Consider the following 14,706-nt stretch of genomic DNA (forward strand, 5'->3'; position numbering starts at 1 on the left):
TTTAATATCCAAAGAGTAACGCTTATATTAGTTGTATAAAACATATTTTGTGGCAATACCAATATGGCCTCCACCAAATTATTTTCGATCAGCTTCCTGCGTATTTTATACTCATCTCCGCCTCCACTCAGCGCACCATTCGCCAGCAAAAAACCAGCTACACCATTCTCAGACAATTTAGAAGCGATATTTAAAATCCAAGCATAGTTTGCATTTCCTATGGGTGGCAAATCATAACCAGCCCAACGTGGGTCATCTGAAAGTTCATCATCTGCCCTCCATTGCTTTTGGTTGAACGGAGGATTTGCCATTATAAAATCAGCTTTCAGATCCTTATGTTGGTCTTTAAAAAAAGTATTCTCAGCCATATCGCCCAGGTTAGCAGATATACCCCTTATAGCAAGGTTCATTTTAGCCAGTTTATACGTGGTTGCAGTGTATTCTTGTCCGTAAATAGAAATGTCTTTTTTATTTCCGTGGTGCGCTTCAATAAATTTTACGGATTGAACAAACATTCCACCCGATCCACATGCTGGATCATAGATTTTACCTTTGTATGGCTCAAGTAGCTCAGCAATAAGATTAACTATACTTTTTGGAGTGTAGAATTCGCCCTTACCTTTTCCTTCTGCCAATGCAAACTTACTAAGAAAATATTCGTATACACGCCCAACAATGTCTTGCTGCTTGTCTTTAAGAGTGTCAATATTATTGATTGTGTCAATTAAGGAAGCAAGTTTACTTACTTCGAGAGCCAAGCGTGAATAGTAGTTATCAGGCAAAGCACCTTTTAGTGAGGGATTGTTTTTTTCAACAGTGAAAAGTGCAGTATCAATTTTCAAAGCAATATCTTCTTGTTTTGCATTTTCCACCAAAAAACTCCATCGAGAAATCTCGGGCAAGTAAAATACATTTTTCATTGTGTAGAACTCTACCATATCTATGTATCTTTCTTTGCCTTCGGATATTAATTCTTCTCTTCGTTCTTCAAATTTATCACTGGCGAATTTAAGAAATATAAGACCTAATACAACGTGTTTATATTCAGAAGACTCAACTGAGCCACGTAATTTGTTAGCAGAATCCCAGAGGGTTTCTTCGATGCTAGTTTGTTTTATTTGCTTTTTTGTAGCCATTCTAAACTCTCCTTTTTTTCTTACTGAACCTTAATACTGAATAGTGGAAATCTTAAAAATCCGCTTTCAATATCCGTCCTGACATCCGTCTCCAAATCACTTCATAACTCATGTCTTTTCATCGATTATTTCAGCTAGCGCTCTACTATTAACTAGTTTCTCCTAGATTCCAACTCTCTTCTTTATTAGGATTGAACCGTTGATATTTAACAGGGATAGAATAGTTCTGCCAGTAGCGAATTCCATATTCCCCTCCTCTTCCACCCTCTTGATCAAAATAAAAATACATATTATCCTCAGGTCTCTCAATGCCGTCTCTTGCCATTTGTGCCCGTTTAGTAACTATAGAATACGGAACAGAAATAAGATAACACCAATCTGGATCCCGTGTTGGGGTTCCTTATGTCCTCGCGATAATAAAATGATATTGATGTATGCCTTTCGGCATTAAAACTTTATCTTCGAAATTCATGAACTCACTCGGTTTATAATTTGCAGATGTTTTATGCTCGTGTTTCTTCAAGCTACTATGTTCTCTCCCTGAGACAAAGATAGCATAATCCTCACCAAGAATATATCGCGTTCCTTCATATACTACTTCCTTACCTTGAGAATCAAACCAATCATCGAGCAGCAGTCTTAGCAACCTTACTTTTGAATGACATATTCTATAACCTCCAATAGAGAGATAACTCTTAAAGTCACTCACAAAAAAGTTCCCACTCCATTATTATTATACTATTTCTCTAGTAGGACGTACTCATTCCCATGCAAAAAATAAAGCCCCGCCTCTTTCACTTTTATCCCAAACGCTCTCTCCAACTCTCCCATATAAGCCCGAACCTGCGGCTTATAAAATTCCACAAACGCCGCCTGCTGCCCCTCTCCATACACATCTGTCTTAAAATCGACAACCACCCAGCCATCCTCCTCTTCAAAGAGGAAATCAATAACGCCTTTCAAATATAGCGTCTTTGCTGTGGATCCTGCTGTCGAAGCTTCATTCTCCAGATCCATATTCGTCCTCACCGTACGCAGCGGCAACTCATGAATCCGCCGCTTCCCCTCCAATGCACGTCGCCACAGCGGATGATTCACCACTTCCTCCAGCATCTTATGCACGTCCGAAATCAGCACTTCATCCATACCCTCTTCTTCAGCGATCATCTTGATGTGCGGCTCCATCTGCTCGGATTCCGCGCCAGTTCCAAGTAGTTCAATGCAGCGATGAACCACACTGCCGAACGCCATTCCTCTCCCAGCAAGCGGTCTAGGCGGCTGGACGGCTCCGGACTTCGCCAGTTTCGTTACCGAAGCCGTCTGATACGTCGGCTGTGCCAGCCGGCTTCGCCACTGACGACCCTTATCCTCATCTGCTGTTTCATCATGTACGCCCTCGTAACGCGAAGGCACCTCAGGCATAACCTCAGGGTCTTCAAGCTCTCTACCTTCCTGAATCCCACTATCGAAGCTGCTCCATGGATCGATCGCCGGTTTGTCCGGATATCGGCTAATGATCATAAGCTGCTTTGCGCGGGTAGCGGAGACATACAGTAGCCGTTCCTTCTCCGCATTCATGTATAACCGTTCCCGCTCGGCAAGTTCTCCCCACCCTGGTGGATGAGCAATCAGATCCTCTTGATATCCTCTCCGCCGCGTGATGCTGAAATATCCGCGCGCGGAATCTCCCATCCGGTCCACATGCTCTGCGGCATCATGATCAGACTCTCCGCAAGGACAAGCCAGAAGGACCACTGGTGCCTCAAGTCCTTTGGCCTTATGTAGGTTCATAATGCGAACAGCATCCTGCTTACCTGCGAACAGATCTCCACACTCTAGCTTTGCTTCTTTCACGACCCGAATCAGATAAGAGCTCAGTTCCGGCCAACTTGCTGCAACTAGGCTGTCCTTGTGCAGCAGATGCAGCAGTTTAATCAATGTGCCGGCACGCGCCCGGCCGGTCTTACTAACTGCTGCGAGGGGAATCATCCCTAGATTCTCTATGATATGTAACAGTGCAGGTAATGCCGGCATTTTCCGGATCAGATCCGCGTATTCAGCGAGTCGTTCCAGTGCTTCATATACTGGCAGTGCTATCATCCCGACCTCTGCCTTGTGCGGTAAAGTAGTATAGGTTATCTGGAATCCTTGCATCTTATAATGGAAGAGTGCATTATCACTGCAACTAAATAACATCCCCTTCAGCACAGCTAGCAGGGATACCGGATCTCCAGAGTCATTAAGACAACTTATCAGCACAGCAAGCGCATCGATCTCTTCGTAAATCGCCGAACTTCCAGCCGTAACAGAGGGGACTCCATACTGCTCCAGCTTTGCAGCGTACAGGTGCAGAAAATCTTTTCGTTTCAGCAGTACCAGGAAATCACTCGGGGTTGCATCCCTTACAAGGAAACCACCGTCACTTCCCGGCTGCTTCTCCTGAATCTTCAGTTGACCACTGCAAGCCCAGGCAATATAACGAGCAGCCCGGTCTGCATCTGCTTCGGTAATCGCCGCCTGGCCTCCGGCCATTTTGGCATAAGTCATTGTGTAGACTCCATGCTGTACGCCATTCTCCGGATTAGCCGTTCGTGTATCCATATGTACAAAAGCCGCCTGATGTTCAGATTCAGCCTCTGGAAACCGGGCATTAAATTCATCATTTGTGAATTGCCCAAGCTGGTGGATTGAGCGAAAGTTCGCACTTAGCTGCAGGACCTCACCACAGGAACTAATCTTGTTTTTGACCCAATTATAGGTAGAAATATCTGCGCGCCGAAACCGATAGATCGACTGTTTAGGATCTCCAACAACAAATAAGGAGCCCGGTTTAGGTGTAATCCGTCTCCAATTCGCTTCTCTCGGGTCATCACCTGTCAGCAGAAACATGAGTTCTGCCTGAATCGGATCGGTGTCCTGAAATTCATCTATGAACAGACGTGTATAACGGGCTGCAAAAAACCGCCGTACATGCTCATGCTCACGGAGTAACGCTGTTGCCCGCATCAGCAGATCCTGAAAGTCCAGAACGCCTAGTTCGTTTCGCTTGTGTGCGCCATAATCAACAGCCGGACTGACAAAATCAATCAACTGCGGATATAGATGCTCCCGCCAAGCACCAAGAAAGGGAAACAAGACGCGACTTTGCCACTCGGGGAATATAACTTTGTATTCTTTTGCCACTGCAGGGTCTGTCCATCGATTCAAGGTAACATTGATTTTCCGCTCAAACATTAGGGCAAGCTGCAAGATACGCATATCGTCATCCAGCCCGTGCAGCATAAGCAGTCTCTTTCCGTCACGAACCATTGTCTGCAGCGCATCCCAGCCTTGTGCCGGCTTCTGTGTTGGAATGTAGCGCCCAGCTTCTTCAAGCATCTGCGGCAAGGATAAGCGAATAAGGTCAAAGTCAGGTCTAGGAGAGACAACCGTCTCAATGTGTACATCGGTATAGCCGCATACCCGTTTATATACCTGGCGCAGATCCTCCACGTTTACTTGCAAGGACGCAAGGTCCGCCATCGCATCTTCCTGATCGTTCTCGATCAAGCTCACCAGATACTCATCCCAGCATTGGTCCTGCAATAAGCTAGCTTCATCTTCTTCAATCTCACGGAACATGGGATCCAGTCTTGCCTCAATCGGTCTCTCCCTAAGCAGTCTGCCGCAAAAAGAATGAATCGTGCCAATATAGCACCGATCGATCTCCTGTAAAGCCCGCTGCAGAAGAGCCTTCTGCGGCTCAATCGACTTACGGATCTGCCGCTCCAGCTCCAGTCTGAACCTGCTTTTCAGCTCATCTGCTGCTTTTCGAGTGAACGTAATGGCAGCAATCTGCTCAGCCACGGCATTCCCTGACTCTATCAAAGCAATCATTCGGCCCACGAGTGATGTCGTCTTCCCCGATCCAGCCCCTGCTTCCACCATCAATGTCCGGTCTAGTATCTCTGCAATTCGCTCTCTGGCCGTCAGATCATCAACCAAAACGCTCTACCTCCTTGATATGGTGAAGCAATGGAGTATTGGGTTCTAAATTCCATTTTGCCTTCGTACGTTCTGATTCATTCTTGCACACCGCTCCATAATCGCAATAGGAACATCGTTTCAACTCTGTTGTTACGGTAAAAGTTCCTGACTCCATCGAAGCTAATAAATGTCCCACTAACTCCGAAAGCTCAGCCGTCTTATTTTGAACCCGGGATACCTCATCGCCTTTGCCTCGTTCCGTTGGAAAGTAGTAGGCAGACTCTACAACACGTGCCTCCGTATCTATACCGGTATGCTTAAGCCACTGCTCAACCGCAACCGCATACAACGCATGCTGCAGTTGTGTCCCCTGTGAGAAATACTCATTCTCGTCATATTTCGCCGGGCTGCCTGTTTTGTAATCATAAATTTTGTACAAGTGTGGCTCGATCTCATCAACCCTGTCCACATATCCCTTCATTCTGATCACCATACCATTATCCAGCCTGACGCTCATGGGTTGTCCGTCTAATGTCAATTCGAGCTCAAAAAAACGTGGCCGTCCCTGAGTTTTCTGCTCCATCTGATAAAAAATGGCGACATCACGTCGCAGTGAATCGCATTCTTTATGAAAGATATGGGGAGTTGGCGGCGGCACCTTCGCTTCATACTCACGTATGACCTGCTCTGTGATTTCCTGAAGCCTGTGTTCATCATGCTTAAGCCTATTCTCATGTATAGAACCTTTGGACATTTCCTTCAGATAGTGGTAAAAGACGCTGTGAAGCAAGCTGCCTCTGCTCGCTGCATCCAGCCATTTGGAACGATCGAATTCAGCAGTCTCCTTTGCCCTGAGCTTCAGTACTTGAGAAAAGAAAAACCTCTTTGGGCATTCCGCATATCGTTCGAGCTGAGTCACACTAAGATACGTCTCAGGATTGTTTAAATAACGAACCGCAAAGGTATCCGTAGAGAGCACTCCCTCATATTCTGACAGGGTTCCCTCGTTAATTCGCATCTCTGCTTGTTCCAACTTAGCGGCGAATGGAAAGGATTGACGTAGCGATGAAAGGCCATCTTGCAGCTTCCCCTTAGTGTGGAACCGCCCAAGCCAGCGATCCGTCCCATCCAACAAGTGTTCTCCATTGAGGTCAATCGACATATATCCAACCGGTCTACCCAGTACCTGTCTTAGTCCAGTCAGATCCATCTGGGGATCGTCCATAACTATTCTAGCAGCTTGTAATAACGCAAAAGCCGGAATGATTTCCTTCTGCTCTGCCGGATCATAGCTGGAATAGCCCAGCGTAACTTGTCCTGACAGTAATCCTAATCGGGCCTCACGTTCACTGATAATATGCTCAGTCCGCTCAGTAGATAAGAGCAACCCCTCCAGACTTCTGCGTTCCATATCCAGTAATACAGGATCCTGCCGGAGCTGTAAGGACCAAGCCTCATTACTCATGCCTAGGATATACGTCTGAGTTCTTCCCGAAATGCCGCCATCTTGAAGCGAAGAGATATGCAGCTTTCCGCTAGATGGTCCCCTTCCAAAGAAACGAATACCCTCTACCATGTCTTTTACATAGCGCAGCGCTCTCTCGCTGGACAGAGTACGAGGAGAAACAACCTCCAGCATTTTCACTTGGTCAACTAGTTCAGTGATAACGAAGAAGTCAGCCTCACTGGACGGAACGGTGTGCTTTTCAAGAAAATTTATCAATGCGTGCAAAATCACCATAGGAGTCCACATTACTTGACGCGAATCAGGCAGTTTTTGAAACAATCCTTTAAACGCCTGGTTTAACAGCCTGATAGCTTCAGCGTGTCGTCCCTTTAACTCGGCATTACTTGCGGCCTCTAATATGGAATACCGTTGTCTTTCCCAGCCGATTCCGCTTTGCTGTAAAGCAAGAATGAGATCAGCCTGATCCACAGATTCTCCAAGTTGATGAAATGATATATAATCGTGCCGAAGAGCCTTAAGTAAGCACTCAACATCGTAGTTGCATTCCAGCCATTCAAAATAAACTAGCGCAGCCTTTCCGATCTTTGTATAAGTAACGGGGAGCCCTTGGGAGAATGTACAAGGAATATCGAGAGCTTGACTGAGCGTATATATCGTTGAACAATAAGCCTCATAATTAGAAACAACGATCTCTGCTTGATCGAAGGAAGAACTCGTATTGCATATACGTCGGAATGCTTCGCGAATCTCAGCTAAAGCTCCTGTGGTATGGTACATCTGGACAGTAAAATGATCACCATTCTGCAGGGATGACGGGAAAGCTCCATTTTGCGGAAGAATGAGCAGTCTATCTCCAGCGATGCGTCTCAGCATTTCTTTCTTCACGGAAGAGAACCGCTCCATATCTCTATGGATGAAGAGATGGTTATCCGCTGATCTATCAATTTCTGGTATGTAATCAAGCAGACCTGCAAAATCAGTAAATTGATTCTGTTCCAGCCATTGTTCATATGCAGAGAGCAGTTCAATGATGTAGAGACCTTTTTGCTCATGTTCAAAAACAGAGATAGTAAGCTCTGAGGCGCAAAACCCCGCCTCTCGGAGTTCCTCAATCGTGTGGTGAAAGCTTTGAACGATACCTGGGGTAATCATCTCGGCTGTTATATATTTATCTTGACGCTCTGCCATATCAACCATAAGATTCTGGACAACCCAGAACGTCTGTTTACTATTTACTAGACGAATCCCTCGTTTCACCAGCTCCGGTTTGGTCCGCTTCACAACGAGTGACCTTAACGTTTCTGTTTCCACACCTAAAAGAGGCCCGTGTTCCTTGGTTATCCGACTCAGCCACTGCTCACCCTGATCATAATGATCCACAAGGAGGACCTTTCTACGAAACGGATCGTTATTGCATATTTCATACAAATCCGCAAACCAATTATGGTTCAAGAGACCCACATCCTTCCTACCTTGTATATTTCGAGTAATTATGACCAGTTCCTGCTTAGCTGAGCCATTATATAACTTCAATCAACACCAATCATCAGAAGCTTTCCAGCAGTTTTTCAATACTTCTCAATTTTCCATGACCTAAATTTCCATAATACTCCGTGTGTTTCTTTACCGCTTTTAGGGCGATCTTAAGTTGGTCGGGGCCATAGTCTTTATTAATATTTTCTAAATAGTGCCAAGTCGCTTCAGTATTAATAGTTCTTGTATATTTATCACCACTCATCATTGCACAAAACGCCCCGATATAATCCCCAGCACTTCCGCGATGCATTCCGAATTGGCGAAAAAGATTATTGACAGCCGTTGTCTTATCTAATTGTTTATGAAACACCTGTTTCGCATAACCATAGCTCGCTTGAATCATCTCTTTAGTTATTATCATCCTATGTCCCACCTCCACTTGAATCGAATTTTATTTATACATCTCGTTCCACTCAGCCAGCTGAACTTTTATTGTTTCACGCACAGAAGCGGGCTCTAATATTTCAGCGGCAGGTCCATACTGCAGAATCCAGCGGATAAACTCTTTTTCGTTATTTACAGTCACCTCAAAAATCATACTGCCATCTTTACAATCCTTCATACGTGGATGGACAAACAACTCTTCCTCCTTAATATACCGGGCAACTTCGGCATTAAAGCGTACTTTGAAGGTAATATTTTTCTCACCTTGTTCAATTGACCACGTGTTCTTGAGATACTTTTTGATATTAAAATCACTCTTGTCGAACGTTTCAGCGGTAGGATCCACTTTGAGGAAGCGACTGATTCGAAACGTCCGAATGTCCTGCTTAGTATGGCAAAAACCGATTAAATAGAAGCGCTGATCACGTGGCACGAGATAATAAGGATCAATTTTGCGCTCAGTCGTTTCATTCCGATACTGGGTATGGTAAACCGTCTCAATCGTTTTTTGCTCCAGAATAGCCTGAATAATCGGTTGCAGAAAATTGGGGCTTTCTTTTCGGTAAGCTGGTGTACCCATTTGAATAATATTAGTAATGTCCTCGATGATACTATTTTGCTTGGATTTTTCTTTGTGGTGTGTGGACATGACTTTATCGTATGCTGTATGGAATCCAGGAGGGAGCTTATCTTCATCCATCATTGAGGGTAACAAAGAGAATACCAAAGCTTCCTGTTCTGAAAAATTAAGAGGATACATAAAGAACTTGCCCATAAAGCGGTAGCCAGTCCCCTTGCCTGTATTCGTTATCGGAGCAATTGTATCCAGTAGCCGCAGATCACGGTAAATCGTCCGTATGTCTACATCACATTTAAAAGCTAGATCGGCTGCAGAGATACCAGGATTTGATTGGATCGCATTAATGATATTTAAGATTCGTATAATTTTCTCAGCCATGATCATTCTCCTCACTGTGGTAATGCGCGTCAATTTTAATTAATCTTCCACACTATAACTTCGATAAAATCCAATTATTTCCTTCAATTTTCTATGTATGGATGATCTTTTACCCAGTATACCTAATCAATGGTTCTATAGTTTGTCAGGGAACGTACGTTTGTCGATAAAAAACAAAAAAACCTGAACCATCTGTGCGATGAACACAGGTAGGAATCAGGTTATATGCGATTCAACTGATTTTGAATAGGGTTAACCCAATTCGGCAACTTGGAATGTTGATACTTTAGTCTAGCATTATTGGATTCAAGAACGATCTGTCCATCTAAAGAACTGTTATCGATAACAATTAAGTCATTCAGTAGATCTAAATGAGCAAGCAGATTCTGCATAGATGATTGATGGCGATGCAAAATGTCCTTAGTTGGAATATGATGTCCCCCGTTACGAACCCGGCTGGCAACACGCTCAATATTCAAATTCGGATCTCCAAGGCCAACATAAAACATAGTAATTTCAAACTGATTTAGTTTGGCTTCCTTCATGAGGCGAATCGCGTATCCCCCGGACAAGGTCGTTTCTACTGAAAAGTCCCGGTGATTGTGTATGCACTCACGAGCTAAACGAATGGCTTCTTTCCCAGCTGATACACGTGCAGTTTCAGGATGTGTCGGATTGATCCGCCGAGCTAAGGCATCTGGATCAATGTTGACACTGACTCCTATTCGATCAATGATCAAATTTCGAATTGTACTTTTACCGCTGCCATTGTTACCCGCAAAAACAAACATCGTTGCTTTCGGTTCAGACATATCCCGGCTTACCTTCCGCTAGAATTTCTTTTATTCCATCAGAATGTTCTTTCACTAATTTGCCCGTCTTGTCTTTGTAGACAACATAAGTTCCATTTGCCTTCGCGTCCAGCTTTGCACGCTCTCCCGTAAGCTTAATGAGCTTCATTAAATCATTGTTGGCTTCCATATTTGAACACCTCATTTCTTTCAGGATACCATTAAAAATGGATATTTGCACTTATACATATCCTGAATAACAATGAGTTGACATCAAGCCCTTATCTATTTTATAGTTTAAATTATAGGCAGTGATTGGCAGAATTTTCTCCTGTATCAACGGGATGCGGAAAGTTCCTCTGCTGAATTCTTAATAGTGCAACTGTTAATGAATATAAGTCTCTGGCCATGCGGCGAAAGGGATCCGAATTTCCACAGGTAACTGTGGTATTTTGGGTCCCTTTTTTGTTTTTCTGATGCATTCTTGAAAGAGGTAATGTTTATGGGGCTTGTAACACCAAAACGAATCACATATATCAAAGGCAATCATTTTCAGCATAACATTCAATCTGCAATAAAGACACTTGCAAAAGCAAAATCAACCGAAATGCACAGTTCAATAACTAAACATGTTTTGAAACGTTAACTGAATTTGTTCTTTCCCTTATCGTATCAGGAGTCTCATCTTTTGCTTTAGCCTTCAAAAGATCGATTGCTGACCAAAGTGTTTTTTTATGATTGTGTCCATAATTCACTGTAATTTTGGTGGGTTGCACCATTGCCATTTCCTCACCTCTGTTTATAACTTTTTGAAATTTGAACAAGCCCAAATTGAGGAGGTTTCCTGATGGATCAAGATTCAAAGAACGTGATTAATGAATTAATGAGCAGTAGCTTCGTAGCAAAAAACGAATTGTGGAAAGGAACAGAATTATTTCTGTGGAATGCTTCTTCTACAGAAAAATTTACAAATGGAATAAAAAAAACTCACGATGAGCATCCTATAACTAACGCCATTTGGGACGTTAGTAAGAGCAAAGTGAGGAACACTATGGATACGCTATTTCTTTATGATTTGAAAGATGAATCAGTTGACTTTGTTCGTAAAAATAGTATCTCTAACTGGCTTTGGGAACATAAAATTGTAGCCAATATCAAATTGGATACTGTTAAAGTTTTCCTTAGGCAAATAAAGGTATCTAAGCCACCAATTGAACTGTATATGTACTATGCCGTTGCCCTAGAGTTCCAACAACAAGTTTCTATATCAGTAAAAAAAACAGATTGGTTGCTATCCGACTCGAATATTTCCGAAAAAAGCATTCTTCATTACTGTAGGAACTGTGTAGACACAGCCAGAAAAAAAACATTCATTGTTCAATTAGCTAAATTGTATTTTCCTAATAAAGCACTCAAGGCACCAGCAATAGTAAATAAGAATAAAAGTAAACTGCTTGTTATTGGGTTGCATCCTTACCTGGATAAGTTCAATAAACATCTATTGACTGAAGGGAACACCCGGGGTTATATCGATGATATTTATCGAGATGTCATGTTATTTCTACATTGGGCAACAAAAGTGTACAGCGATTTCAATGATTTCTTACCTGTGACGATACCCATCTGGCTCATTCAACGTGAGCATTTAATAGAGTATGAAAATCACTTGAAACGTTGTTATTTAAATGGCCAATATACAGAAATTACAGTCAGCAATAAATTTTACTGCGTATTATCCTTCTTTAAGCATCTTTATCACACGAGAGTTATTTCAAAGAATATTGGATCTGTTGAAGGAATCAAAGCAGAAAGATACTTGTACCGAGATGTACCTAATGAAGAACAAATATCACAATTTTTCACTGCTATTGTTAATTACTCTGATGAGCCTAAGTTTGACTTAGCTTTTTTCGGTGCCTTACTTCATCTTGGACTAAGATTTTGCGAAGCTGATCGTCTTCAATGGTGTGATATAAATTTTCAGGCGAAGGTCATTAAAATTCGCGGAAAAGGTAAAGCCAATAAACCAGTTCCATTATTTTTGCCGCAAAAATTACAGAATTATTTGGAGGCATTACCCACCAGATTGAATAATCAAAAATTTGTATTTAAGGAGAACCAATCCTTATATAGAAAAATGCTCGATAAATACAAGCTTTATGCCATGATCTCCGGATGGAATTTCCCAGGAGGTCTTCACCTATTCAGACATACCTTTATAACCACACTTAGCCGCAGAAAAAACATTCATCCTCAACTCGTGCAACGCCTCGCACGACATGACAGAATCGAGACCACTTCAAAATATTTGCATAGAAAAGAACAAGAACTTGACGATGCAATGAAGATTATAGATACCATATGGAGTTGATTACATGTTCAAAAAAGAGGGAAAATCTCCTGTAGCAGAGTTAATGGTGGAATTGCAAAAACTGGCTGCTTCTAATAGTCATGCTAATTTGATGCAAGCATTGGAAAAAAGCAATCTCATCGTTATCAAAGAGCCGGTACCTCCGCAAGATATATCCTTTGATGACGCTGTAGCGTGGTACCTGCAGAGTGCAGAGTTTCAAAAAAAGAGTACAAGCACAAAAAAAACATATCGTTCGGAATTAAATCAGTTTGTTGAGTTCATTTGTTCATTACCTGAACCCCCTTCATTACTTTCTTTTGAAAATAATCCCAAAGTTCTTCTGGATTATTTGGCCCCTTTAAAAGTTCAAAATACAAAGTCAAAAAAAGCCTCGTTTTTAAGAGACTTCTTTACTGTTACATATACACGCTTCTTTGAAGTTGATATTAAAAAAATTAAAGAAAATTTGATTGTTAAAGTTGAGTTTGACGAGGATCTTCCAAAGGCATTTAAAAAAGAGCAAATTGAAGAGATAGTCAATCTATCTCGATTGACTAATGATGGTTTTAGAAACTTTGTAATTTTATGGACCTTTCTGGGCTCTGGAATACGTCTTAATGAATTGACACAATTGCAAATTAAAGATATTTTTTATGACACACAAAACATTACCGTTCATGTGAAAGGAAATAAGCTTCAGAAGGTCCCCCGAAAGATCACTGCGACCTCATTAGAATTGCTCAGGAAGTATGTTAGCTTTAAATACGGAGCACTGAAAGAACATCCTACATACACTGATTTGTTCATTTTTTCTGTGGACAAAGGGGTCACACCTATCAGTGATAGCACTGTTCAAAAGATGTTAGATGGATTAATTGCTGATGCACAAACAATTAGTAAAGAAGAAAAAGAGCGTCTATCCGTTCATTCTTTACGCCACTCTTTTGCGCTGTTTGCGTTAGAAGAGGGCGTCGACCTTGTGAGCATTTCAAAACTACTTGGTCATAAGTCATTAAAAACGACAACGATTTACTTGCAGCTCTTCAATGACATGCTGTTAAAAGCAATTGAAAAGCATCCGTTCGCGCGTTCATTAACTTCAAAATTATTTGATTGAGGTGAGACAACCTATGACACATTCCGGTATCGTTTTTGACTCACATTATTTTCAAACATGGAGCAAACATTGCGGTTTGAAAAAACCTTCCTACCTTGCAACGGTAAAAGTACTTACTTCCCTACAAGACTATTTACTGCTGAATGGATTTGAAGGTCCTCTAGATTTTGAACGATTCACATACTTTTTAGAATCCGATGACTATGAAGCCATTGATAGGCATTTCATTGACGCGTTTATCAGATACTTGGTTGAATCCAATTCCTCCCTCTCGAACAAAACGATCTATAATAAGCTAAGTTCACTGAAATGCTTTTTCTGTTTCCTAGAAAGACTTAATTTGATTAATCACAATCCCATGGCCAATTTTACAAACAAGTTCTATGAGAGAAATATTAATATCAACTTCCTATCCGAAGAGGAATGTAAAGATGTCCTAAGAACAGCGCTTTTGGAAGAACCGTTCTCAAAATATTATTACTTGCTCTTCTGGACTGCGATTACAACTGGTCTACGAAATAATGAGTTATGTCACCTAACCTTTGAGCAAATAAACTTACAGAATAACATGGTCATTGTTAACAAAGGTCAGAAAACCAATGCTAGAGGGATAGCCATTCCGAAATTCCTAGCCAATGAACTAGGGTACTTCAATCAATATAAAGAAACTATCGAAAACGATAATAGCAACTTTGTGTTTTCCCGAAAAGGTCGTCCGCTTGCGAATAATGAATTGGTAGACATAGTTAAATCCCTATGTGCGAAGGCTGGAATCAATAGAAAAGTAATCCCCCATGATCTTAGAAGAACCACAGGGTTTCTAATGCTGAAAAGCGGGGCGAATTTGAGGGCTATTCAACAACAATTAAGACATGAACTTATGGGCACCACACTAGAGTATCTTTCACTTGTAGATAGTTTATATTTGGATGAGGAATAAGTGAAAATGGGAATAAGTCGCAACAAGAAATCGGCTTGCCAAAAGTGGTTGGCAAGC

11 protein-coding genes are annotated in these 14,706 nt (G+C 42.0%); 3 read left to right on the forward strand and 8 right to left on the reverse strand.

Annotated elements, in window-relative coordinates; genetic code table 11:
• The 8 genes from A3849_RS28795 to A3849_RS33215 form a co-directional block, all read right to left on the reverse strand.
• The coding region (locus A3849_RS28795) for a type I restriction-modification system subunit M (RefSeq protein ID WP_074114506.1) at window positions 1–1,136 on the reverse strand (1,136 nt) is incomplete at its 3' end.
• A gap of 738 nt (window positions 1,137–1,874) precedes the next feature.
• Window positions 1,875–5,120, reverse strand: a complete 3,246-nt coding sequence (locus A3849_RS28805; RefSeq protein ID WP_074114508.1) for a UvrD-helicase domain-containing protein — start codon at window positions 5,118–5,120, stop codon at window positions 1,875–1,877.
• A complete protein-coding gene (locus A3849_RS28810) occupies window positions 5,113–8,022 on the reverse strand; it encodes a PD-(D/E)XK nuclease family protein (protein WP_074114509.1) in 2,910 nt (969 codons plus the stop codon). Before A3849_RS28810 ends, A3849_RS28805 begins: the two co-directional genes overlap by 8 nt.
• A 94-nt stretch (window positions 8,023–8,116) precedes the next feature.
• On the reverse strand, window positions 8,117–8,467 hold the full coding sequence (locus A3849_RS28815; protein WP_074114510.1) for a hypothetical protein: 351 nt from the start codon (window positions 8,465–8,467) through the stop codon (window positions 8,117–8,119).
• Window positions 8,468–8,497: 30 nt separating this feature from the next.
• The gene (locus tag A3849_RS28820) at window positions 8,498–9,448 is read right to left on the reverse strand and encodes a helix-turn-helix transcriptional regulator (RefSeq protein WP_074114511.1); all 951 of its coding nucleotides are present in this window, start codon (window positions 9,446–9,448) and stop codon (window positions 8,498–8,500) included.
• A 221-nt stretch (window positions 9,449–9,669) separates the two neighbouring features.
• Window positions 9,670–10,260, reverse strand: a complete 591-nt coding sequence (locus tag A3849_RS28825; protein ID WP_074114512.1) for an ATPase — start codon at window positions 10,258–10,260, stop codon at window positions 9,670–9,672.
• Window positions 10,253–10,429 carry a hypothetical protein gene (locus A3849_RS33210; RefSeq protein WP_178382840.1) on the reverse strand — a complete coding sequence of 59 codons (177 nt, stop codon included), beginning with the start codon at window positions 10,427–10,429 and terminating at the stop codon, window positions 10,253–10,255. The genes A3849_RS28825 and A3849_RS33210 overlap by 8 nt, the downstream gene beginning before the upstream one ends.
• A 433-nt stretch (window positions 10,430–10,862) precedes the next feature.
• Window positions 10,863–11,024: a hypothetical protein gene (locus A3849_RS33215; RefSeq protein ID WP_218619275.1), complete on the reverse strand. Its 162-nt coding sequence runs from the start codon at window positions 11,022–11,024 to the stop codon at window positions 10,863–10,865.
• 62 nt (window positions 11,025–11,086) lie between these two features.
• On the opposite strand from A3849_RS33215, the gene A3849_RS28835 reads away from it, so the two are divergent.
• From A3849_RS28835 to A3849_RS28845, 3 genes are read left to right on the forward strand one after another with little or no spacing between them, the layout of a single operon-like run.
• Window positions 11,087–12,610, forward strand: a complete 1,524-nt coding sequence (locus A3849_RS28835) for a tyrosine-type recombinase/integrase (protein ID WP_074114514.1) — start codon at window positions 11,087–11,089, stop codon at window positions 12,608–12,610.
• Between the two features lie 4 nt (window positions 12,611–12,614).
• Window positions 12,615–13,709 (forward strand): tyrosine-type recombinase/integrase, encoded by a 1,095-nt coding sequence (locus A3849_RS28840; RefSeq protein ID WP_074114515.1) that lies wholly within the window; start codon window positions 12,615–12,617, stop codon window positions 13,707–13,709.
• A gap of 13 nt (window positions 13,710–13,722) precedes the next feature.
• A complete protein-coding gene (locus A3849_RS28845) occupies window positions 13,723–14,649 on the forward strand; it encodes a tyrosine-type recombinase/integrase (protein ID WP_074114516.1) in 927 nt (308 codons plus the stop codon).
• Window positions 14,650–14,706 lie beyond the last annotated feature (57 nt).

The sequence above is a fragment of the Paenibacillus sp. P46E genome (assembly GCF_001909095.1).
GTDB lineage: Bacteria > Bacillota > Bacilli > Paenibacillales > Paenibacillaceae > Paenibacillus_AQ > Paenibacillus_AQ helianthi.

Excerpts from the sequence above, each read along its gene's own strand:
- A3849_RS33210 (WP_178382840.1), bottom strand. The coding sequence starts at position 10,429 with ATGGAAGCCAACAATGATTTAATGAAGCTCATTAAGCTTACGGGAGAG.
- A3849_RS28845 (WP_074114516.1), top strand. The coding sequence starts at position 13,723 with ATGACACATTCCGGTATCGTTTTTGACTCACATTATTTTCAAACATGG.
- A3849_RS28840 (WP_074114515.1), top strand. The coding sequence starts at position 12,615 with ATGTTCAAAAAAGAGGGAAAATCTCCTGTAGCAGAGTTAATGGTGGAA.
- A3849_RS28835 (WP_074114514.1), top strand. The coding sequence starts at position 11,087 with ATGGATCAAGATTCAAAGAACGTGATTAATGAATTAATGAGCAGTAGC.
- A3849_RS28825 (WP_074114512.1), bottom strand. The coding sequence starts at position 10,260 with ATGTCTGAACCGAAAGCAACGATGTTTGTTTTTGCGGGTAACAATGGC.
- A3849_RS28815 (WP_074114510.1), bottom strand. The coding sequence starts at position 8,467 with ATGATAATAACTAAAGAGATGATTCAAGCGAGCTATGGTTATGCGAAA.
- A3849_RS33215 (WP_218619275.1), bottom strand. The coding sequence starts at position 11,024 with ATGGCAATGGTGCAACCCACCAAAATTACAGTGAATTATGGACACAAT.
- A3849_RS28820 (WP_074114511.1), bottom strand. The coding sequence starts at position 9,448 with ATGGCTGAGAAAATTATACGAATCTTAAATATCATTAATGCGATCCAA.